22 protein-coding genes and 1 tRNA gene are annotated in these 19,916 nt (G+C 69.6%); 16 read left to right on the plus strand and 7 right to left on the minus strand.

Going from position 1 to position 19,916, the window contains the following annotated elements:
• The coding region (locus DT074_RS25155; protein WP_119422619.1) for an IS630 family transposase at positions 1 to 560 on the plus strand (560 nt) is incomplete at its 5' end.
• Between the two features lie 91 nt (positions 561 to 651).
• On the opposite strand, the gene DT074_RS28295 is transcribed toward DT074_RS25155, so the two are convergent.
• From DT074_RS28295 to mobA, 3 genes are all read right to left on the minus strand, one after another.
• On the minus strand, positions 652 to 801 hold the full coding sequence (locus DT074_RS28295) for a hypothetical protein (protein WP_162915214.1): 150 nt from the start codon (positions 799 to 801) through the stop codon (positions 652 to 654).
• Positions 802 to 899: 98 nt separating this feature from the next.
• Positions 900 to 974: transfer RNA gene (locus DT074_RS25160), tRNA-Met, on the minus strand.
• Between the two features lie 38 nt (positions 975 to 1,012).
• Complete coding sequence (gene mobA / locus DT074_RS25165; protein WP_119422620.1) at positions 1,013 to 1,654, minus strand: molybdenum cofactor guanylyltransferase MobA; 642 nt, start codon at positions 1,652 to 1,654, stop codon at positions 1,013 to 1,015.
• Between the two features lie 99 nt (positions 1,655 to 1,753).
• Between mobA and DT074_RS25170 the strand changes: the two genes are divergently transcribed.
• The 4 genes from DT074_RS25170 (at position 1,754) to DT074_RS25185 (ending at position 5,410) form a co-directional block, all read left to right on the plus strand.
• Positions 1,754 to 2,290, plus strand: a complete 537-nt coding sequence (locus tag DT074_RS25170; RefSeq protein ID WP_119422621.1) for a hypothetical protein — start codon at positions 1,754 to 1,756, stop codon at positions 2,288 to 2,290.
• Positions 2,291 to 2,296: 6 nt separating this feature from the next.
• On the plus strand, positions 2,297 to 3,391 hold the full coding sequence (locus DT074_RS25175; protein WP_119422622.1) for a flavodoxin family protein: 1,095 nt from the start codon (positions 2,297 to 2,299) through the stop codon (positions 3,389 to 3,391).
• A 74-nt stretch (positions 3,392 to 3,465) separates the two neighbouring features.
• The gene (cysQ, locus tag DT074_RS25180; RefSeq protein WP_119422623.1) at positions 3,466 to 4,233 is read left to right on the plus strand and encodes a 3'(2'),5'-bisphosphate nucleotidase CysQ; all 768 of its coding nucleotides are present in this window, start codon (positions 3,466 to 3,468) and stop codon (positions 4,231 to 4,233) included.
• Between the two features lie 46 nt (positions 4,234 to 4,279).
• Positions 4,280 to 5,410: a serine hydrolase domain-containing protein gene (locus tag DT074_RS25185; RefSeq protein WP_162915215.1), complete on the plus strand. Its 1,131-nt coding sequence runs from the start codon at positions 4,280 to 4,282 to the stop codon at positions 5,408 to 5,410.
• 396 nt (positions 5,411 to 5,806) lie between these two features.
• Here the strand turns inward: DT074_RS25185 and grpE are convergent, their stop codons facing one another.
• Both grpE and hrcA read right to left on the minus strand, forming a co-directional pair.
• Positions 5,807 to 6,400 carry a nucleotide exchange factor GrpE gene (gene grpE, locus DT074_RS25190; protein WP_119422625.1) on the minus strand — a complete coding sequence of 198 codons (594 nt, stop codon included), beginning with the start codon at positions 6,398 to 6,400 and terminating at the stop codon, positions 5,807 to 5,809.
• An 89-nt stretch (positions 6,401 to 6,489) separates the two neighbouring features.
• On the minus strand, positions 6,490 to 7,524 hold the full coding sequence (hrcA, locus tag DT074_RS25195) for a heat-inducible transcriptional repressor HrcA (RefSeq protein WP_119422626.1): 1,035 nt from the start codon (positions 7,522 to 7,524) through the stop codon (positions 6,490 to 6,492).
• Between the two features lie 148 nt (positions 7,525 to 7,672).
• On the opposite strand from hrcA, the gene DT074_RS25200 reads away from it, so the two are divergent.
• From DT074_RS25200 to DT074_RS25245, 10 genes are all read left to right on the plus strand, one after another.
• Positions 7,673 to 8,014, plus strand: coding sequence for a hypothetical protein (locus DT074_RS25200; protein WP_119422627.1), 342 nt, complete (start codon positions 7,673 to 7,675; stop codon positions 8,012 to 8,014).
• A 125-nt stretch (positions 8,015 to 8,139) separates the two neighbouring features.
• On the plus strand, positions 8,140 to 8,859 hold the full coding sequence (gene rph, locus DT074_RS25205) for a ribonuclease PH (RefSeq protein ID WP_119422628.1): 720 nt from the start codon (positions 8,140 to 8,142) through the stop codon (positions 8,857 to 8,859).
• Entirely contained in the window at positions 8,856 to 9,464 is a 609-nt protein-coding gene (gene rdgB / locus DT074_RS25210) for an RdgB/HAM1 family non-canonical purine NTP pyrophosphatase (RefSeq protein WP_119422629.1), read from the plus strand. Before rph ends, rdgB begins: the two co-directional genes overlap by 4 nt.
• Before the next feature lie 69 nt (positions 9,465 to 9,533).
• Positions 9,534 to 10,133 carry a TetR/AcrR family transcriptional regulator gene (locus DT074_RS25215; protein WP_119422630.1) on the plus strand — a complete coding sequence of 200 codons (600 nt, stop codon included), beginning with the start codon at positions 9,534 to 9,536 and terminating at the stop codon, positions 10,131 to 10,133.
• A gap of 56 nt (positions 10,134 to 10,189) precedes the next feature.
• The gene (locus tag DT074_RS25220; RefSeq protein ID WP_119422631.1) at positions 10,190 to 10,669 is read left to right on the plus strand and encodes a (2Fe-2S)-binding protein; all 480 of its coding nucleotides are present in this window, start codon (positions 10,190 to 10,192) and stop codon (positions 10,667 to 10,669) included.
• A gap of 3 nt (positions 10,670 to 10,672) precedes the next feature.
• Positions 10,673 to 11,647, plus strand: coding sequence for an FAD binding domain-containing protein (locus DT074_RS25225; protein ID WP_119422632.1), 975 nt, complete (start codon positions 10,673 to 10,675; stop codon positions 11,645 to 11,647).
• On the plus strand, positions 11,644 to 13,818 hold the full coding sequence (locus DT074_RS25230; protein ID WP_119422633.1) for a xanthine dehydrogenase family protein molybdopterin-binding subunit: 2,175 nt from the start codon (positions 11,644 to 11,646) through the stop codon (positions 13,816 to 13,818). Before DT074_RS25225 ends, DT074_RS25230 begins: the two co-directional genes overlap by 4 nt.
• 95 nt (positions 13,819 to 13,913) lie before the next feature.
• Positions 13,914 to 15,221, plus strand: a complete 1,308-nt coding sequence (locus DT074_RS25235) for a hypothetical protein (RefSeq protein ID WP_119422634.1) — start codon at positions 13,914 to 13,916, stop codon at positions 15,219 to 15,221.
• 377 nt (positions 15,222 to 15,598) lie between these two features.
• Positions 15,599 to 17,281 (plus strand): 2-isopropylmalate synthase, encoded by a 1,683-nt coding sequence (gene leuA / locus DT074_RS25240; RefSeq protein WP_119422635.1) that lies wholly within the window; start codon positions 15,599 to 15,601, stop codon positions 17,279 to 17,281.
• Between the two features lie 49 nt (positions 17,282 to 17,330).
• Positions 17,331 to 17,675, plus strand: coding sequence for a DUF1491 family protein (locus tag DT074_RS25245; protein ID WP_162915216.1), 345 nt, complete (start codon positions 17,331 to 17,333; stop codon positions 17,673 to 17,675).
• Positions 17,676 to 17,678: 3 nt separating this feature from the next.
• Here the strand turns inward: DT074_RS25245 and DT074_RS25250 are convergent, their stop codons facing one another.
• Positions 17,679 to 18,212, minus strand: coding sequence for a PAS domain-containing protein (locus DT074_RS25250; RefSeq protein WP_119422637.1), 534 nt, complete (start codon positions 18,210 to 18,212; stop codon positions 17,679 to 17,681).
• A gap of 159 nt (positions 18,213 to 18,371) precedes the next feature.
• On the opposite strand from DT074_RS25250, the gene DT074_RS25255 reads away from it, so the two are divergent.
• Positions 18,372 to 19,190, plus strand: coding sequence for an enoyl-CoA hydratase/isomerase family protein (locus tag DT074_RS25255; protein ID WP_119422638.1), 819 nt, complete (start codon positions 18,372 to 18,374; stop codon positions 19,188 to 19,190).
• On the opposite strand, the gene DT074_RS25260 is transcribed toward DT074_RS25255, so the two are convergent.
• Positions 19,177 to 19,916, minus strand: a 740-nt coding sequence (locus DT074_RS25260; protein WP_162915217.1) for an MFS transporter, incomplete at its 5' end; no start/stop codon positions are given. The two genes, DT074_RS25255 and DT074_RS25260, sit on opposite strands and share 14 nt — an antisense overlap.

The raw sequence follows: 19,916 nt of genomic DNA on the forward strand, positions 1-19,916 counted from the left end.
GGCGACGCTGGCGATCCTGGCAGGACGGCCTCGATCCGAGGCGACTGGTCTTCATCGACGAGACCTGGATCAAGACCAACATGGCGCCGCTGCGCGGCTGGGGGCCAAAGGGCAAGCGTCTGCGCGGTTTCGCGCCGCATGGCCACTGGCGCACGCTGACCTTCCTCGGGGCGCTGCGATGGGATCGGCTCACCGCACCCTGCGTGTTCGACGGACCGATCAACGGCCTGTGCTTTCGGGCCTATGTCGAACAGCAACTCGTCGCCGTGCTCCAGCCCGGCGATATCGTCATCATGGACAATCTCGGCTCCCACAAGTCGGCCGCCGTCCGACAGATGATCCGCGCCGCCGGCGCCAGGCTCTGGTACCTGCCACCCTATTCCCCCGACCTCAACCCGATCGAACAGGCCTTCGCCAAGATCAAGCATTGGATGCGAGCCGCCCAGAAGCGAACCGTCGAGGACACCTGGCGCCACATCGGCAACCTCGTCGAAGCCATCACACCCGTCGAATGTCAGAGCTACTTCGCCAATGCCGGATACGCTTCAACCAAGTCGTGAAACGCTCTAGGCCGGCCACTTCGACCGGCAATCAGCTCGGGCAATTGAGCATCCACTGCACGCCGAACTGCTCAGGGGGCGAGCGCCGCCCTTAGGCGAGCACCAGCCAGGCGACCAGACCGACCAGCCCGAAGGCGAGAGTCCCGCCGCCATAGAACAGCAAGGCGAAGCCGAGCGCCTCGCGGTTCGCCGTGGCGAGCGGATCGCGCAGCAGGTCGAGCCAGTCGCGCAGGTATCTCATCGATGCATCCGCAGGGGGAAACGCGCGCCGCCGCTTTTCGATGCCCGGCGGCAGTGATGCCGGCCACCACCTGCGGGCCCGGCCGATCAAGTGAGAAATGGTAGCGGGGGAGGGATTTGAACCCCCGACCAAGGGATTATGATTCCCCTGCTCTACCCCTGAGCTACCCCGCCACAGGGAGCGAGCGATATAGGCAAGCGGCCGGGTCGCGTCAACGTCCGAGCGGGGCCCCGAGCAGGGCCGTGGCGGCGGCCAGGTCCTCGGCGGTGTTGATGTTGAGGAACGGGTCGAACGGTGCCGTCGACCATTCCACCGCCTTGTGCGGCTGAGCCAGCGCGAAAGCCTCCACCTTGCGCAGGCTGCCGTCGCCGAGACCGGTCCGCAGCGAAGCCGCGAGCCCGACCGGCCAGAGCGCCGCCACCGGATGGCGCCGGCCGCCCGAAGCGGCCAGCACCACCTCCCCCGCCCCGCCCGCCGCCGCGAGCCGCGCCGCCAGGTCGGTCGGCAGGAACGGGCAATCGACCGGCACGGTGAGCAGGCGGCGCGCCTCGGGCCAGTCGGCGGCGGCCCAGTCGAGCCCGGCGAGCAGGCCGGCCAGCGGGCCCCGTCGCTCTCCGGGCCGCCCCGCCACCGGATCAGGCAGCACCGGCAGGCCGAGGCGCGCGAAGCGCTCCGGATCGCCATTGGCGCTGATGGCGATGGCCGCCACCTGATGCGCGAGGCGAGCCACCACCTGTTCGATCAGCGCCCGCCCGCCAAGCGGCACGAAGGCCTTGTCGACGCCGCCGAGCCGGCGGCCTTCGCCGCCGGCCAGGATCACCGCGGGGATCGGCGCTGCATCGGGGCTCGGCATGGCGGGAAATCTGCGGGGCGAGCGTTGCCGGAGCAAGGAACATTCCGGCGCGGCCGCGGATTGACGCCGGCGGGGACCAGTAGCCGCAGGTGCCGCACGGTGCGCATCGCTGAAGCCTCTGCCCATGCCGGCGACCATGGGCAGCTTTCCGTCGTCTGGTCGCGCGTCGCCGCCGCGGCGACGGCGCCCATGGTGGCGAAGGCGCTGCGGCAATGCTGGCCCGCGCCGCCCGGCGTGATCCTGGTGCGCTATGGCAAGCCGCCGCGGCCCGGCCGATCGCAGAACTATGTCGACGGCCATCGCGAAGCCGGCGTCAGCGTCTATCGGGCGCTGCCGCGCGGGCAGCGCCTCGACATCCTGGCCCAGGGGCTGGACCTCAGATCCACCCGCCTGAAAGCGGCGCGGGCACGGCGGCAGAAGAAGCCGCTGTTTCGGTGCGCGGGGCTCTGCCTCGCCACCGGCACCGACAACGAGCCGGTGCTGCGCGTCAGCGAATTCACCCGGCTCTGCGGGCTCGACCAGGTAGTGCTGCGCGTGCTGGCGCGGCATCCCAAGGCCTGTGATGCCCGGCACCGCAGGCTGTGGCGGCGCTGGCAGAGGATCGCGGCGGAACCCGGACACGCCGCCGCGAATTGAGGCGAAATGGCCAAGCCGCCGTCGCACAACCTGGAGCCCCGCAAAGGCACCCCGGCTACCTCGCTGGACGAGGCGACGTTCCGTCGCCGCCATCTGGAGCAGTTCGCCGATCCCGCTTTCGACAAGCTGAGGGCGGAGGTCGAGCGGGTCACCGCCGCCGCCTGGGACGCCTACAGCCACCACCGCAAGGCCCCGCATACGCGCAAGGCGGGGCCCGGCTTCGCCGATCCCGACTACGATCTTTCGGTCGACTGGCTGCATGCGCGCGAGGCCATCGCCGCGGCGCAGGCGCGGCACGACGATCCCGGCGCGCGCCCGCGCATCCTGCTGATCAGCGGCTCGTCGCGCAGCGAGCACACCTGCCCGGGCGAGATGTCGAAATCGTACCGGCTGGTGCAGATCGCGCGCGAGGCGATCGAGCAGGCTGGCGGCGTCGAGACCGAGGTACTGGAGCTGCACCGACTGGCCGCCGAATACGGGCGCCGGATCCATCCCTGCAAGGCCTGCTTCTCCACCGCGCCGGCGCTCTGCCACTGGCCGTGCTCGTGCTATCCGAACCACGCGCTGGGCCAGGTGCAGGACTGGATGAACGACATCTATCCGATGTGGGTCGCCGCGCACGGCATCCTGATCGTCACGCCGGTCAACTGGTACCAGGTCTCCTCGCCGGTGAAGCTGATGATGGACCGCCTGGTCTGCGCCGATGGCGGCAATCCCGACCCGACCCTGACGCAAGGCAAGGATGCCCGGCGCGCCAAGGAGATCGAGATGGCCGGATGGGACTATCCGCGCCATCTCGCCGGCCGGCATTTTTCCGTCATCGTGCATGGCGATGTCGCGGGCGTGGAGAACGTGCGGCGCAGCCTGTCCGACTGGCTCCGCTACATGCACCTGAAGCCGGCCGGACCGCTCGCCGAGCTCGACCGCTATATCGGCTATTGGCAGCCCTATGCGACCAGCCACGCGGCGCTCGACCATGACGCGGCCATGCAGGAAGAGGTGCGCAACGCCGCGCGGACCCTGGTCGAGGCGGTGCTGGCCGCGCGCGAGGGGCGGCTGACTTCGGCCGGCGAAGCGCTGGAGCAGCCACGGCAGAAGTGAGCGCAGCCGCAATCGCTTGACCCTGGCCTTTCGGCTTGCTTGTCTCGCCGCTTCGTCGCCCGGGGTGAGACGCGTTGGATCAGAAGCAACGGAGCGAGCTGGCCGCCCAACTGGTCCAGCTCGCCGAACAGGCCGGCCAGGCCATCCTTGAGATCTACGCCACCGATTTCGCCGCGCGGGCCAAGGCGGACGCCTCGCCGGTCACCGATGCCGACGAGCGCGCGGAGGCGATCATCCTGGACGGACTTCGCCGATTGACGCCAGCGATCCCGGTCGTCGCCGAAGAAAGCGCCGCCGCCGGCCGGGCTCCAACCCTTACCGGGGGACCGTTCTGGCTGGTCGACCCGCTGGACGGCACGCGCGAGTTCGTCGACCGCAACGGCGAGTTCACCGTCAACATCGCGCTGATCGAGCAGGGCCGGCCGACATTGGGCGTGGTGCATGCGCCGGTGCTCGGGCTGACCTATTGGAACGACGGCGCCGGCGCCTTCGGCCGCGAGGCGGCGGGCGAGGCGCGGCCGATCCGCGTGCGCCAGCCGGCCGCCGATGGCCTCGTCGTGCTGGCGAGCCGCAGCCATCGCGACGCGCGCACCGACGACTATCTCGCCACCGTCAAGGTGAAGGCGCTCAGCTACGCCGGCTCCTCGCTCAAATTCTGCCAGGTGGCGGAGGGCATCGCCGATCACTATCCGCGCATCGGCCGCACCATGGAATGGGACACCGCCGCGGGCCATGCCGTGCTGGCGGCGGCGGGCGGGCGCGTCACCACCTTGGACGGCCGCGACCTGACCTATGGCAAGCCCGGCTTCGCCAATCCGGATTTCATCGCCCGCGGCGGCTGAACGCCGGGGCCGACATGCGCAAGAGACCCGAGGGAGGAAACGACAGATGGCATTTCCGCTGGCGACCACGACACCGAAGGCGGCGGGGCTGCGCCCCGAGCCGCTCGCCGCGCTGACGGCAATGATCGAGCGTCACGTGAAGGAAGGCACCTATCCCGGCTGCCAGATCGCGCTCGCCCGCAACGGCAAGCTGGCGCTGTTCAAGACCTTCGGCAATGCGCGGGTCGACGCCAAGCCGGTGAAAGCCAAGGCCGATACGCTCTGGCTGCTCTATTCCAACACCAAGGTGATCACCGCCTCGGCGCTGTGGCTGCTGGCCGAGCGCGGCCATTTCGGCTTCACCGATCCGGTGGCGCAGCATCTGCCGGGCTTCGGCAAGAACGGCAAGGAAGCCATCACCATCCTGCAGCTGATGACGCATCAGGGCGGCTTCCCGAGCGCCGAGATCCAGCCGCCGGCCTGGGCCGATCACAAGAAGCTGGCGGCCGATGTTTGCGACATCCAGCTGGAATGGGCGCCGGGATCGAAGGTGCTGTATCACCCGCTGGCCGCGCATTGGGTGGCGGCGGCGCTGATCGAGGCGGTGACGGGCCGCGACTTCCGCGACTTCATCAAGGCCGAGATCCTGAAGCCGCTTGGCCTGGACGACGAGATCTATATCGGCCTGCCGAAGGCCAAGCAGGCGCGCGCCGCCATCATGTACGACCCCGCCGAGAAGGGCGCCGGCCCGAAGCCGCGCAGCCCGGAGAACTCAACCGCCTGGTGGGAGGCCGGCGTGCCGGGCGGCGGCGGCTACGGCACCGCGCGCGGCATGGCCGCGTTCTACCAGATGCTGCTCGGCAAGGGCGCGCTCGGGCGCAAGCGCATCTTCTCGCCCCGCACCTTGGAATACGCGATCCGCAACTACACCGGCGACCGCGTCGACGAGTATATGGGCATGCCGATGCATCGCGGCATCGGCCCGCATCTGCGCGGGACGACAGCGACGATCCGCGGCATGGGCTCCTTCGCGCATCCGCTGACCTTCGGGCATGGCGGCGTCGGCTCGTCCTATTGCTGGGCCGATCCCGCCTCGGGCGTCTCCTTCGCCTACGTCACCAATTGCCGCATCCCCGATCCCTGGCACAGCTGGCGCCTCGACCGCATCAGCAACTTCGTGCACGCGGCGATCATTTAGGGGGCTCACCGCGGAGGATGCCGCGCGAAGCCTACGGCATCAGTTCAGTCGTCGTGCCCGGGCTTGTCCCGGGCATCCACGGCTCTCCACCGCACTGCCCATCGACGTGGATGGCCGGGCCAAGCCCGGCCATGACGAACAGGCGCGAAATGAACGACCCAGCACGCCGGCCAGCAGAGATTTTCGGACGCGCGATGCGCAAGCAGGCGTTGCGCGCGACCGTACGCGGCATCAGGGCACGCAGCGCTCAAATCCCGCTGCGGAAGCTGGAAGCTTCAATCAACAAAGCTTGCGCTGAAGCGCGCGCGGGATTCTGGGCAGGGCGACTCTGCTCTCACAAAACACCGACCACGTAGCCCTCCCCCATGGCTTCGCCACGAGGGAGGAATATTTTTGTCAGACCTTGGTGTCGACCGCGGCGCCGGGGGCTTCCTTCGGGCCGCCCTTCGAGACGGCGACCATCGCGGCGCGCAGCAGGCGGCCGGAAATCGTGTAGCCCGGCATCATCACCTGCACCACGGTGCCGGCCGGCTTGGAGGGGTCCTCGAGCTCGACCACCGCCTCGTGCAGGTTGGGATCGAAGCGGGCGCCGAGCGCCTCGATGCGCTTGATCTGATGGCGCTCGAAGATCGAATGCAGCTCGCGCTCGGTCACTTCGACGCCGCCCACGAAAGCCCTGATCGTCTCGTCGTCCTGCCGCGGCGACGCATCGAGCGCGCGGCGCAGGTTGTCGGCGACCGAGAGGATGTCCTTGGCGAAGCGGGTGGCGGCAAAAACCCGGGCCTCGTCGCGCTCGCGCTCCAGCCGCCGGCGGACATTCTCCGTCTCGGCGGCGGTGCGGAGCAGACGGTCCTTGACCTCGGCCAACTCGGTTTCCAGCGCGGCGATGCGGCTCGCCGCCTCATCGGCGGGCGGAAGCGGGCCGGGCGCGGCATCGTTGGCCGGCTGCGGGTTCTGCGGATCGGCGGCCGGGTCGGTCGAATGGGTCATGCGCAAAATCGACGGCTCTGGTGGGTCGCGGAGCGCCTGATGTAGGCGGTCGATCCTTTAGGATCAAGCCGGCCGGATGGTCATTCGGATCAGCCGATCAGCCGGCCCACCATCTGAGCTGTGTAGTCGACGATCGGGATGATGCGGGCATAATTGAGCCGGGTCGGCCCGATCACGCCGATGGCCCCGACGATCTCCTTGCGGCTATTGGCATAAGGCGCCACGACCATGGAGCAGCCCGAGAGCCCGAACAGCTTATTCTCCGCCCCGATGAAGATGCGCACGCCATCGGCCCGCTGGGTCAGCTCCAGCAGGCGGGCCATGTTCTCCTTCTCCTCCAGCTCGTCGAACAGGCGGCGGACGCGCTCCAGATCCTCCAGCGCATGCACCTCCTGCAAAAGGTTGCTGTGACCGCTGACGATAAGCGTGGGCGGGCCCTCGCCGCCGGCCCAGGTGGCGAGCCCCTGTTCGACCAGGCGGCGGGTCAGCTCGTCGACCTCGGCCTTGTGGCTCTGCAGCTCCGCCAGGATGGCGCCGCGCGCCTCGCCCACGGTGCGGCCCTGCAGGCGGGCGGACAGGTAGTTCGAGGCGCGGATCAGCTCGCTCGCGCTCAGCCGGTCGGACACCTCGATGACGCGGTTCTCGACCAGACCGTTGTCGAAGACCAGCACCACCAGCACCCGGGTCGGCGCCAGGCGCACGAATTCCACATGCCGGAGCGGCGCGTCGGCCTTGGGCGCGACCACGATGCTGGCCGCCGCGGACAGGCCGGACAGCGCGGTGGACACCTGGCTCAGCACGTCCTGCACGCTGCGACCGGCGGCGGCGCAGCGGCTTTCGATCGAGGCGCGCTCCTCCGCCGTGACCTCGCCGAGTTCGAGCAGCGCATCGACGAAGATGCGGAGCCCCGCATCGGTCGGCAGCCGGCCGGCCGAAGTGTGCGGCGAGAACAGGAGCCCCGCCTCCTCCAGATCCGACATCACATTGCGGATCGAGGCGGGCGACAGCCGCTGGTCCAGACGCTTGGAGAGCAGGCGCGAACCGACGGGCTGGCCTGAATCGAGATAGGCCTCGACCAGATGGCGGAAGATTTCCCGCGAGCGCTCGTTCAGGTCACGCATCATATGGTCTGCATTTAAGCACCGATCGGGGCTTTATCAACGCAGCATCTGCCGCCTTGCCGAGGTCGCGGGCCGGCCCCGCTCCGGCCGCAATCGCGGTCTTTGCTCGGACCGCTCCCAGGGGAGCTCACAACCCCAGAGGTAACCCCCAATGTCCACCCGTTTCGCCCGTCCTGCCCTGCTCGCTGCGATCGCCGCGTTCACCGTGGTCGGGACGGGCAGCGCCATCGCCCAGACCCAGGCGCCGGCCGATGCCGCCACCAAGGCCACCGTCGGCTCCCAGGTCGATCAGACCAAGAAGGCCGGCGAGGCCGCCGTGAAGGCGCAGCCGGCAACCCCGGCGACCCCTGCCGATCCGAAGGCCGGTACCGCCGCCGTGCCTGCGACCAAGGCGACCCCCGCCGAGCCTGCCAAAAAGGTGACCGGGGAAGCCGGCAAGACCAAGGCCAAGACCAAGGCCGCCGACACGGTGCAAGGCAAGAAGACCAATTGATTTCTGGCCGTCTGCCAGCGAGGGCCCGGTCGAATGCCGGGCCCTTTGCTTTTGTCCGCCTTTGCTTTGACCCGCGGAGCTGGCAAGGCTAGAAGGCGCGACCTTAAGCGAATCCTGGAGCCTTCATGCGACCCTCCGGCCGCGCCGCCGACGCTTTGCGCCCCGTCAGTCTCGAGCCCGGCTTCGCCAAGCACGCCGAAGGCTCCTGCCTGGTCAAGTTCGGCGACACCCATGTGCTCTGCACCGCGAGCGTGGAGGAGCGCGTGCCGCCCTTCCTGCGCAATACGGGCCGCGGCTGGATCACCGCCGAGTACGGCATGCTGCCGCGCTCCACCCATACCCGCACCGACCGCGAGGCGGCGCGCGGCAAGCAATCCGGCCGCACCCAGGAGATCCAGCGCCTGATCGGCCGCGCGCTGCGCTCGGTCGCCAATCTGGAGGCTTTGGGCGAGCGCCAGATCAAGATCGACTGCGACGTGATCCAGGCCGATGGCGGCACGCGGACGGCCGCGATCACCGGTTCCTATGTCGCGCTGCACCAGGCGCTGAAGCAGCTGAAGGCCGCCGGCGATATCCGGAGCGACCCGCTGACCGGCATGGTGGCGGCAATCTCCTGCGGCATCTTCAAGGGCGCGCCGGTGCTCGACCTCGACTATCCGGAAGACAGCGGCGCCGAGGCGGACGCCAATTTCGTGCTGACCGACAGCGGCCACATCATCGAGATCCAGGGCACCGCCGAGAAGACGCCGTTCGACGAGGCGAGCTTCCTCAAATTGCTCGGCCTCGCCCGCAAGGGCATCGGCGAGCTGTTCCAGCACCAGCGCAAGGCGCTCGGCCTCGAATGAGCCGGAAGTTCGATTCCCGCACCCTGCTGGTGGCGAGCCACAACCCGGGCAAGGTGCGCGAGATTCGCGAGCTGCTGGCGCCGTTCGGCGTCGAGACGATTTCGGCCGGCGAGAAGAATCTGCCGGAGCCGGAAGAGACCGGCCTGACCTTCGAGGCCAATGCGGAGCTGAAGGCGCTCGCCGCCGCCACCGCTTCCGGCATCGTCTCGTTGGCCGACGACAGCGGGCTGGAGGTCGACGCGCTCGACCTGGCGCCGGGCATCTATTCCGCGCGCTGGGCCGGGCCGGACAAGGACTTCGCAAGGGCGATGCAGGAGGTCTGGCAGAAGACGAGCGTCAGCGGCAAGACGCAGCCCTTCACCTGCCGCTTCGTCGCCGCGCTGACGCTGGCCTGGCCGGACGGCCATATGGAGACCTTCCGCGGCACGGTCGAAGGCACGCTGGTCTGGCCGCCGCGTGGCACCCGGGGCTTCGGCTACGACCCGATGTTCCTCCCTCTCGGCCGGACCGAAACCTTCGGCGAAATGGACCAGGACGCCAAGCACGCCATCAGCCACCGCGCCGTCGCTTTCCGCAAGCTGATCGCCGCCTGCTTCGAGAAGTAGTCCGGGCCCGCGGCACCCCACGCACATCCGGCGCTTGACAAACCAGACGATATTGGTATTATTCGTTCAATGAAGAGCCGGCTGGCGCTGCCCGCGGACGAAGCGGAGCGGGTTCGCTTCAAACGCGTGGTGCGCGCCGCCGACGAGCTGTTCCGGACCTATGGCTTCCGCGGCGTGACCATGGAGCGCGTGGCGCGCGAGGCGGCGGTGGCCAAGGCGACGCTCTACAGCTACTTCAAGAACAAGGACGAGCTGTTCGTCGCCGTCTCCAACCGGATGGCGGCGCTGCTGGCGAAGGCATTCACGGGTGCGCTGGAGGCCGGCGGCAAGCTCGACGACCGCGTCGCGGCCGCAATCGTGACCCGGCGCAGGCTCGCCTTCGAGCTCTACCGCCTCTCGCCGCATGCGGAGGAGCTGCATTCGGCGAAGTCCAAGCTCGCCGGCGAGATCTTCGCCGAGGCCGAGCGGGAGATGGAGGCGCGCCTCGTCCAGGCGTTGCGCGACGACACGGCGCTGAAGCCCGGCGCCGAACGGCTGACGCGCGCGCTCTACCACGGCAGCGCCGAGATCGCTTCGCGTTGTTCCGGCGTCGCCGAGCTGGAAACCGAGCTGCGGGCCTTCGTGGCGACCCATCTGGCGGGCGCCCGCGCACTGGCCCGACGCCACTGATTTCCGGCCGCAACCGGCCGGCACCACACACCGACGCTATCCCGAGGAGGGCTTTCATGACCGATTCATCGCGTCAGCGGGTCGCGCTTGCGCTCGCGATCAACGGCAGGCGGCATCGGGTGACGATCGAGCCGAGCACCACCCTGCTCGATCTGCTGCGTGACGAGCTCGGCCTCTTCGGCACCAAGAAGGGCTGCGACATGGGCGCCTGCGGCGCCTGCACGGTGCTGGTCGACGGCCGGCGCATCAATGCCTGTCTCGCGCTGGCGGTCATGCAGGAGGGTCGCGACGTGCAGACCATCGAAGGTCTCGCTGAAGGCGAGGCGCTGCATCCCTTGCAGCAGGCCTTCGTCGAACACGACGCGCTGCAATGCGGCTATTGCACGCCGGGCCAGATCATGTCGGCGCTGGGCCTGATCGGCGAAGGCCGCGCGACGGACGCGGCCGGCATCGCCGAGCAGATGAGCGGCAACCTCTGCCGCTGCGGCGCGCATCCCAACATCGTCGCGGCGATCGCCGCCTATGCCGGAGCCTGACAAATGCATGCTTTCGACTACGCCCGCGCCACGGAGCCGTCGCAGGCACTCGACCTGGCACGCCGGCCGGACGCGGCCTTCATCGCCGGCGGCACCGACCTGCTGCAGCTGTGGAAGGCCGGTATTGCCCGGCCCGAGCTGATGATCGACATCAGCCGGCTGGCGCTCGACATCGTGAAGCCGCGCGACGACGGCATCGCCATCGGCGCGCTGGCGCGTCTGAGCGACGTCGCCGACCATCCGATCGTTCAGGCACGCTGGCCGCTGATCGCGGAAGCGCTGAACGCCGGCGCATCGGCACAGGTGCGCAATGCGGCGACGATCGGCGGCAACCTGCTGCAGCGGACGCGCTGCGCGTATTTCCGCAGCGGCGACATGCCTTGCAACAAGCGCGCGCCCGGCAGCGGCTGCCCGGCCATCGGCGGCGAGAATCGCAGCCACGCGATCTTCGGCGGCAGCCCGCATTGCGTCGCCACGCATGCCTCCGACCTTGCCGTCGCGCTTGCGGCACTCGATGCCAGCGTGCGCGTGGCCGGGCCGGCCGGATCGCGCCTGGTCGGCATCGGAGATTTCTACCTGCTGCCGGGCGACACGCCGCAACGCGAGACGGTGCTTGGCCAAGGCCAGCTGATCTGCGCCGTCGACGTACCGGCGACAGCGGGCCGCGCTGCCTATGTGAAAGTGCGCGATCGCGCCTCGTTCGAGTTCGCCGTCGTCTCGGTGGCGGCCGATCTGGTCATCGACGACGGCATCGTTGCCCGCGCGCGGCTGGCGGCCGGCGGGGTCGGTACCAGGCCGTGGCGATTGACCGAGGCCGAAGCGGCACTGATCGGCGAGAGGGCCGACGCGGCCGCCTTCGACAAGGCAGCTGCGCAGGCCAGCAACGGTGCGGAGCCCCTCGCCCACAACGCATTCAAGGTGGAGCTGCTGCGGCGCACGGTGCGCCGTGCGCTGCAGGTTGCCGGAGGGAAAGCATGATGCTGCGCGAAGACCGATCGCCGCGCCGCTACGAGGCCGCGCTGAAGGTGCGCGGCGCGGCGCGCTTCACCGCCGAGATCCCGGTCGCCAGCATGCTGCACGCGGCGCTGGTCCTGTCGCCCCTGCCGAGCGGGCGCGTCGGCCGCATCGATGCCGGCGAGGCGCTGGCGCTGCCGGGAATCGTGCGCGTGCTCACCCATGCCGAGATGCCGCGCATCGACCGGCCAGGCGTCCTGATCCCATTGCAGGGGCCCGATGTGCACCATGCCGGCCAGCCGGTCGCGCTGGTCGCCGCAACCACCCCGGCCGCCGCCCGGCGCGGCGCCGCCAGTGTGGAGGTCGCCTACGAGCGCCGACCGGCCATCCTGAATCTGGCCGACGGCGAGCCCTTCGCGCCGAAGACGGCCGGCCGCACCGCCACCGACAGCCGGCGCGGCGACCCGGAGACGGCGCTGCGCCAGGCCGAGGTGGCGATCGGGCGGCGCTACACGACGGCCACCAACAATCACCATCCGATGGAGCCGCAATGCGTGACGGCGCAATGGGACGGCGAGCGGCTGACCGTGCTGACCACGACGCAGGCGGTGTTCGCGCACCGCCTCGCCATCGCCGAATGCTTCGGGCTCCGGCCCGAGGATGTCCGCATCGTCTCGCACTATCTCGGTGGCGGCTTCGGCGCCAAGGGCGGCGCCTGGTTCCCGCATCTCGTCATGGCGATCGCCGCCGCGCGCGTGCTCGGCCGGCCGTTGAGACTCGAACTCACCCGCGAGCAGATGTTCACGCTGACCGGCCGCCGGCAGGAGACGGTGCAGGACCTGAAGCTCGGTGCCACGAAGGACGGCCGCCTCACCGCCATCGTGCACGAGAGCCTGGCGCCCACTTCGATGTTCGGCGAGTACGCCGATGCGCTCGCCACCGTGACGCGCGTCCTGCATGCCTGCCCGAATGTGGCGACGCGGCAGCGGCTGGCACGGGTGAACGCGCCGCAACCGAACCCGGCCCGCGCGCCGGGCGAAGGCCCGGGCAGCTTCGCGCTGGAATCGGCGCTGGACGAGCTTGCCTATGAGCTCGACCTCGATCCGTTGGAACTGCGGCTGCGCAACATCGCCGCGCACGACCAGCATGTGGATTTGCCGTGGTCGAGCAACGGCCTGCGAGAGTGCTATCGCGCCGGCGCGGCAAGCTTCGGCTGGGCCAGGCGGCCGATGCGGCCGGGCAGCCTGCGCGAGGGCCATCAGGCGATCGGCATCGGCATGGCGGCGGCCTGCTATCCCGCCTATCGCATGGCATCCGAGGCGGCGGTCGGCATCGGCGCCGATGGCCGGGTCAAGGTGCGCTGCGGCACCCAGGATATGGGCAGCGGCACCTATACCGTGCTGGCGCAGCTCGCCGCCGAAGCGCTCGGCATGTCCTATGCGGAGGTCGATGTCGAACTCGGCGATTCGCTGCTGCCCGAAGGCCCCTATTCCGGCGGCTCGATGGCGACGGCCAGCTTCACGCCGGCGGTGGAGACAGCGGCGCGCGATCTGCGCGGGCGCCTCCTCGCGCTGGCATCGGCGGACGCCGCCTCGCCGCTGGCCGGCATCGCGCCGGAGCGGATGAGCATCGCCGACGGCATGATCCGCAGCGGCAATCGGAGCGAGCCGGTGAGCGAACTCGTCGCGCGGCGCGCGCCGCAGGGCCTGGAAGCCCGGGCCGGCGCCGCGCCGGAAGCGAGGCCGGATTTCAGCGCCTTTGGCTTCGGCGCCGTCTTCGCCGAGGTGCGGGTCGACAGCGATCTCGGCGAGGTGCGGGTCAGCCGCCTCACCGCGGCCTATGCGGCCGGCCGCATCCTCAATCCCCTGCTCGCGCGGAGCCAGTTCGTCGGCGGCCTGATCTGGGGCGTCGGCATGGCGCTGCACGAGGCGACGGTGATGGACCCGCATCTCGGCCGCGTGGTCGGCACCAGCCTCGCCGACTACCTGATCCCCGTGCATGCCGACATGCCCGCCTTCGACATCCATATGGTCGAGGAGGACGAGCCGAGGCTCGGCTCCGGCGGGGTCAAGGGGATTGGCATGCTCGGCACCGTCGGCACCGCGGCCGCCATCGCCAATGCGGTGTTCCACGCCACCGGCAGACGGGTGCGCGATCTGCCGATCCGCGTGGAGCACCTGCTGCGGCCGGATTGAGCCCTCGGTTCGAATTCCGCCCCTCCGACATGGACTTGCGCGCCTGAGGGGGTATCTTCCGGGCCGAGAGGGGCACGGCACGGGAGATGCCGAGTATGTCGCAGCCGAGCGGTGGCATCCCGGCCGGGTTGGTCGCCACGTTTTCCCTGGCCTGGACCGGCGCGCCGCTGCAGAGCGGCTCGGCGCTCGGGCTGGAGCCGGATTCGGGCGCCCAGGCATGGCTCGATACCTGCCACCGGGTCGCGCTCGACCAGGCCTTCGAGGCGAGCTTTCCGCTGCATCCCGCCGCCGCGCGGTCGACCTACCGCAAGGGCCAGGCCCGCTATCTCGGGCACCGCTTCTACGAGCCGGCGCCGGAAATCGGGCAATGCCGCCTCGACGCCATGACCCTGCTGCTCGACGACGAGGACGGCGTGCCGACCCGCCTGCTGCAGCTGCATCTGAAGCCGCATGCCGCTTCCTGGCATTGCAGCGACGCCCTGATCGGCGCCTTCGCCGCCTATGCGCGGCGCCTCACCACCGCCGGCACCATGCTGCTCGCCGACGATCCCGCCTTCCGCCTCTGGCAGGCCGCGCTGGTGCGGCGGCGTACCGGCAAGCAGCGCGAGCATGACGGCATCCGGGAACATGCGCCCGGGCATTCGAGCTTCATGCTGGTCTCGCTCTACGACATGGCGCCGGACCGCTTCGAGGCGCGCGACCAGTTCGCCTACGACATCCACCGCCTGCTGCAGGCGGATGCGCAAGGCGCGCTGGCGGTGCAGGCGATGCACGATCCCGACCAGGGCCGGCGCTTCGGCCCCTCGCCCTATTGCGAGGCCTGGTTCCGGCCAGGCGGCATGGTGGTGCTGTCGCGCGCCTATCCCGAGAGCTACCGCGACGATGCCGAGCGGCTCCACGCCACCGCGCTGAACCAGCCGCCGACCAGCCGGCCGACCAAGGGCGCCACGGCGATGCCGTCCGGCAAGAACGGGCCCGAGCTGCTGCCGGAATATCCGCCGCTCCGCCATCTCGCGCCGCTCGTTGCGATCCATGCCCTGCTGCGCGTCGAGCTGCTGCGCGACAGCCATGAGCGGCTGGTCGGCCTGCAATCGGCGGCCGGACGCGGCCTGCTTGTCCAGCTCTTCACGCTCGGCGGGCGCAGCCGCGAACTGGCCCAGCTGGCGCGCCGGATCGCGCGCCTCGACACCGCGGCGCATCTGAAGGCACCGGCGGCGCAGGCGCTGAGCGATGCGCTGGCGCCCTCGCCGCTGCGCGAGCAGGTCGGCCGCAGCCTCGACACCCTGGCCGCCACCGGCACGACAGCGGCCTCGACCGCGCTGGCTTTGGCGGCCGGCGCGCTCGCCCTCGCCCTGCTCGCCGCCGCGGCGACCCTCACGGGCCGGGTGCTGGGGCTGTTCTAAGAGGCGCTCACCGCGGAGGACGCGGGGAACGCGGAGGCACGCGGTGAAGGCTTTGACCGGGTTAACCTGCCGCTAACCACCCCGCGGTTGACGCCGGCTGGCCTCCCCCGCTAGGGTCCCGGCCATGCAACGCCTGCGCAATTCCGCGCTGCTTCGACTTATGGCCCCGGCTCTCCGCCAGAGCCGGGCCGAAGCTGCGCGCCTTGCGCATGTCCCTAGGGAGACCGCGTTGCATGTCCGCCGAATTACCTAGCCCCCCATCCCATACCGCCAGCAGCGAGCCCTCTCCGGGGCCGGCGCGGTATTGCGGGGGCCGCATGCAGCGCAGCCGACGACATTTTCGGCCGGCTTGAGAGCCGGCCCGCTGGAGCACGACCATGACCACCATGCCCGTCCACAAATACCGCGCCTTTCCGCCGATCAACCTGCCGAACCGCGAATGGCCAACCCGCCAGATCACCAAGGCGCCTGTCTGGTGCTCGGTCGATCTGCGCGACGGCAACCAGGCCCTGATCGAGCCGATGGGCCGGCACCGCAAGATCAAGTTCTTCTCCCATCTGGTCGAGCTCGGCTTCAAGGAGATCGAGGTCGGCTTCCCGGCCGCCTCCGACACCGATTTCGACTTCGTCCGCTACATCATCGAGAACAAGCTGATCCCCGACGACGTCACCATCCAGGTGCTGACCCAGTCGCGGCCGGAGCTGATCGAGCGCACCTTCGAGAGCGTCGCCGGCTCGAAGAACGCCATCATCCATCTCTACAACTCGACCTCGACCCTGCAGCGCCGCGTGGTGTTCGCGCAGGACAAGGAGGGCGTGAAGCAGATCGCGACCGACGGCGCCAAGGTGGTCAAGGAGCTGACGCCGAAGCTGCAGGCGACCGGCACCAAGGTGCGCTACGAGTACAGCCCGGAGAGCTTCACCGGCACCGAGCTCGACTACGCCATGGATGTCTGCGAGGCGGTACTCGACATCTGGGGCGCCTCGAAGGCGAACCCGACCATCATCAACCTGCCGGCCACGGTGGAGATGGCGAGCCCGAACTACTATGCGGATCAAATTGAGTGGATGCACCGGAACTTCAAGGACAGGAGCCGCGTCATCCTGAGCCTGCATCCGCATAACGACCGCGGCACCGCGGTGGCGGCTACCGAGCTCGGCGTGATGGCCGGCGCCGACCGCGTCGAGGGCACCTTGTTCGGCAATGGCGAGCGCACCGGCAATGTCGACCTGGTGACGCTCTGCCTCAACCTGTTCACCCAGGGCGTCGATCCGCAGATCGACTTCTCCGATATCGACGGCTCGGTCGAGGTGGCGACCTATTGCAACCAGCTGCCGGTGCACGAGCGGCACCCCTATGCCGGTCGCCTCGTCCACACGGCGTTCTCGGGCTCGCACCAGGACGCGATCAAGAAGGGTATGACGGCGCAGGCGAAGAGCAATTCCGGCATCTGGGAAGTGCCCTACCTGCCGATCGATCCGAAGGATATCGGCCGGTCATACGAGGAGATCATTCGCGTCAACAGCCAGTCCGGCAAAGGCGGCGTCGCCTATCTGTTGCAGTCGGAATACGGCATCGACCTGCCGCGCGACATGCAGATCGAGTTCTCCAAGGTGGTGCAGAAGATCACCGACGAGACCGGCAAGGAGATCAAGCCGAAGGAGATCTGGGAGAAGTTCGAGCAGGAATACCTGAACCTCTCGGCACCCTATGCGCTGATCGACTATCGCCTCGGCACCGCGGCGCATGCGAGCGAGATCGTGCAATGCCAGGGCAAGCTGCGCGTGCGCGGCGAGGAGCGCAACTTCGCCGGCCAGGGCAACGGGCCGATCGCGGCCTTCGTCGACGGCATCAACAAGGCGCTCGGCATCAAGGCCAACGTGCTCGACTACCACCAGGATGCGCTGACCATGGGCTCCGGCGCCGAGGCGGTCTGTTTCATCCGCATGGAGATCCATGAGGAGAGCAAGCGCGCCTATGGCGTCGGCATGCACCCGAACACCAACACGGCCTCGTTCCGCGCCGTGGTCAGCGCGCTCAACCGCATGGCCGCGCATTGATCGCGCCGGTCGCTGCCCCCTCCTCGCGGAAATCTCCCCGGGAGGGGGCGTGACCGAGCCTCGCCTCAAAACCGGCCTGCGCGTCGCGGCGATCCTGCGCCGTTATGACATGCATGGCGTCGCCGCCTTCCAGCGCCGGCGCGGCGATGCCGATTCCGGCGCCATCGTGATCAAGCTCGCGCTCGACCCGGGGCGGGCCTTCGTGCTGATCCAGACCTACGACCGCGAAGGAAACCGCGCCTGGATGCGCCAGGGCGGGCCGGCGCCGATCGACGACGCGGCAGCCGAGGCGGCGATCGAGAAGGCCGTGGCGCGCGATCCCGACCTCTATGTGCTGGAGATCGAGGATGGCCAGGGCCGCCTGATGCTGGACGCGCCGGTACTGGACGCCTGAGCCTCAGCCGGCGGCGCCGAGCCGGCGCCGCGGTGCCGCTTCGAGACGGTTGAAGACCACCAGGCCGGCCGGCCCGGCGAGCGCGGCCTCGCGCAACACATAGCTGCCGATCACCATGTCGACCGCATAGCCGTTGCCCGCCAGCGGCAGGCAGAGCCGGCGAGCCCAGTATTGCCGCCCGTTCGGCCGCATCAGCGGCGCCGAGTAGACGACCGGCGCGTTGAGCGTCACCACCGCCTTGAAGGCGCTGGCCAGACTGCCCGCTTCGGCGAGCCCGAGCTGCTGCAGTGCGGCGCCGCGCGGCGCGCGCCCGAGCAGGTCGGCCGCCTTGGTGCCGATCAGCCGAGTGCGAAAGCATGGCCCTTCGAGCGCAGGTTCGATATCGAACAGGACGAGCCAGGGCAGCAGGTCGCGCGGCATGTCGATGGGATCGAGATGCTGGCGCCCGGGCAGCTGTCCCGACGGGGCCTGGCGGCACCAGTATTCGAACAGGGCGACGAATTCGGGCTCCCCGGCCTCGGGCGGCAAGGCGAACATCAATCCCCCAGGACGATCTCGATCGCCATCGAGGCTACGCCGCGAATGCTACCGCGTCGTAAAGAGCGGTCACGTGGCCTGCCGCGTCATCGCGCGCAATTTGCGGGGCCGAGGTGGCGCAGCATAATGCGCGGCAAGTCGTAGAGCGGGAGGAAACCGATGAACACCAATGCGGCGGCCGATCAGGAAGACGAAGTGCTGTGGCGGGCGGAAGCCGGCATCGCCACCATTACGCTGAACGCGCCGCACCGGATGAACACCATCTCCGGCCCGATGCTGAAGCGACTCACCGACTTCCTGGTCCGCGCCGGCGAGGCGAAGGACGTGCGCGTCGTCATCCTGACCGGCACCGGCCGCGCCTTCTGCGCCGGGCTCAACCTCGAGGCCCAGTCGAAGGGCACCGACAATCTCTCGGTCGGCTCCGGCGTGACGCCGACCAATCTCGACCTGCGCAACACGCCGCCGACCGTGCTGCACAGCCTCGACAAGCCGGTGATCTGCGCCCTGAACGGATCGGCCGCGGGCTATGGCCTCGACCTGGCGCTCGGCGCCGATATCCGCCTGATGGCGGACGGCGCCAAGCTTGCCGCTTCCTATGCCAAGCGCGGCGTGCTGCCGGAATCGGGCGGCACCTGGTACCTGCCGCGGCTGATCGGCTGGTCGAAGGCGGCGGAGATCATCTTCACCGGCCGCAACCTTTCCGCCGCGGAGAGCCTGGCCCTCGGCCTGGTCTCGAAAGTCCTGCCGGCGCAGGAGCTGATGGGCGCGGCGCAGGCGCTGGCCGCGGAGATCGCGGCCAATGCCCCGCTCGCCATCCAGGCCGCCAAGCGGATGATGCGCATGGGCTGGAACGAGCCGTTCAACGAGCATGTGCACCACGTCTTCCTGCAGCTGCTGCCCTTGATGCAGACCCAGGACATGAAGGAAGGCATCAAGGCGTTCCTGGAGAAGCGCGAGCCGAACTTCACCGGGCAATAGCAGCGATCGGTGCCGGCATTGCCGTGAGCCGGCCGAGCGCGCTGAATACCGGCACCAGGAAGGAAGCGAGGAACAAGGCGCCCACCAGCCAGATTGCCGCGGTCGGGCCGAAACCCACGGCGACGGCGCCGCCGGTCAGCGCGCCGAGCGGGCGCACCCCATAGATCGCAAGCTGGATCGTCGCATTCACGCGGCCGAGCAGCGGGCGCGGCGTGACCAGCTGGCGCAGGCTCTGCTGGCAGATCAGCCACAGCATCGGCCCGAAGCCGATCAGCGCAAAGCCCGCGGCGGCGGCCGCGACGCTGTGCAGCGGTGCGGCGGAGAGGATCAGCCCGGCGGCGACGACCGAAAGGCCGGGCCCCGCCAGCAGCACCACGCGCGGCGCCAGCCGGCGCAGGACCGCCGCCGCCGCGAGCGAGCCGGCGATGCCACCGATACCGGCGGCCGATTGCGCGAGCCCGATGCCGCGCGCATCCAGCCCGACCACGTCGAGGCCGTACGGCACGAAGACCGCGATCAGGGCGAAGAAGGCGAAGTTCCAGAACACCGCGCAAAGCCCGATGGCGCGCAGCAAGGGCTGGTCGAGCACGAAGCGCGCACCCTCCGCCAGCGCCGTGGCGAGCGGCGGCCGCGCCGCGGCGGCGACCGGTGCGCCACGCGGCAGGCGCAGGGCGGCAATGGCGCCGGCCATGGCCGCAAGCGCGGCCAGGGCATAGCCGAGCGTCG

Origin of the sequence: Desertibaculum subflavum (assembly GCA_003576705.1) — a bacterium.
Lineage (GTDB): Bacteria > Pseudomonadota > Alphaproteobacteria > Ferrovibrionales > Ferrovibrionaceae > Desertibaculum > Desertibaculum subflavum.

Excerpts from the sequence above, each read along its gene's own strand:
- DT074_RS25225 (WP_119422632.1), top strand. The coding sequence starts at position 10,673 with ATGCATGCTTTCGACTACGCCCGCGCCACGGAGCCGTCGCAGGCACTC.
- DT074_RS25250 (WP_119422637.1), bottom strand. The coding sequence starts at position 18,212 with ATGTTCGCCTTGCCGCCCGAGGCCGGGGAGCCCGAATTCGTCGCCCTG.
- DT074_RS25215 (WP_119422630.1), top strand. The coding sequence starts at position 9,534 with ATGAAGAGCCGGCTGGCGCTGCCCGCGGACGAAGCGGAGCGGGTTCGC.
- DT074_RS25220 (WP_119422631.1), top strand. The coding sequence starts at position 10,190 with ATGACCGATTCATCGCGTCAGCGGGTCGCGCTTGCGCTCGCGATCAAC.
- hrcA (WP_119422626.1), bottom strand. The coding sequence starts at position 7,524 with ATGATGCGTGACCTGAACGAGCGCTCGCGGGAAATCTTCCGCCATCTG.
- DT074_RS25185 (WP_162915215.1), top strand. The coding sequence starts at position 4,280 with ATGGCATTTCCGCTGGCGACCACGACACCGAAGGCGGCGGGGCTGCGC.
- grpE (WP_119422625.1), bottom strand. The coding sequence starts at position 6,400 with ATGACCCATTCGACCGACCCGGCCGCCGATCCGCAGAACCCGCAGCCG.
- DT074_RS25230 (WP_119422633.1), top strand. The coding sequence starts at position 11,644 with ATGATGCTGCGCGAAGACCGATCGCCGCGCCGCTACGAGGCCGCGCTG.
- DT074_RS25175 (WP_119422622.1), top strand. The coding sequence starts at position 2,297 with ATGGCCAAGCCGCCGTCGCACAACCTGGAGCCCCGCAAAGGCACCCCG.
- rdgB (WP_119422629.1), top strand. The coding sequence starts at position 8,856 with ATGAGCCGGAAGTTCGATTCCCGCACCCTGCTGGTGGCGAGCCACAAC.
- leuA (WP_119422635.1), top strand. The coding sequence starts at position 15,599 with ATGACCACCATGCCCGTCCACAAATACCGCGCCTTTCCGCCGATCAAC.
- DT074_RS25255 (WP_119422638.1), top strand. The coding sequence starts at position 18,372 with ATGAACACCAATGCGGCGGCCGATCAGGAAGACGAAGTGCTGTGGCGG.
- DT074_RS25235 (WP_119422634.1), top strand. The coding sequence starts at position 13,914 with ATGTCGCAGCCGAGCGGTGGCATCCCGGCCGGGTTGGTCGCCACGTTT.
- DT074_RS28295 (WP_162915214.1), bottom strand. The coding sequence starts at position 801 with ATGAGATACCTGCGCGACTGGCTCGACCTGCTGCGCGATCCGCTCGCC.
- mobA (WP_119422620.1), bottom strand. The coding sequence starts at position 1,654 with ATGCCGAGCCCCGATGCAGCGCCGATCCCCGCGGTGATCCTGGCCGGC.
- DT074_RS25200 (WP_119422627.1), top strand. The coding sequence starts at position 7,673 with ATGTCCACCCGTTTCGCCCGTCCTGCCCTGCTCGCTGCGATCGCCGCG.
- rph (WP_119422628.1), top strand. The coding sequence starts at position 8,140 with ATGCGACCCTCCGGCCGCGCCGCCGACGCTTTGCGCCCCGTCAGTCTC.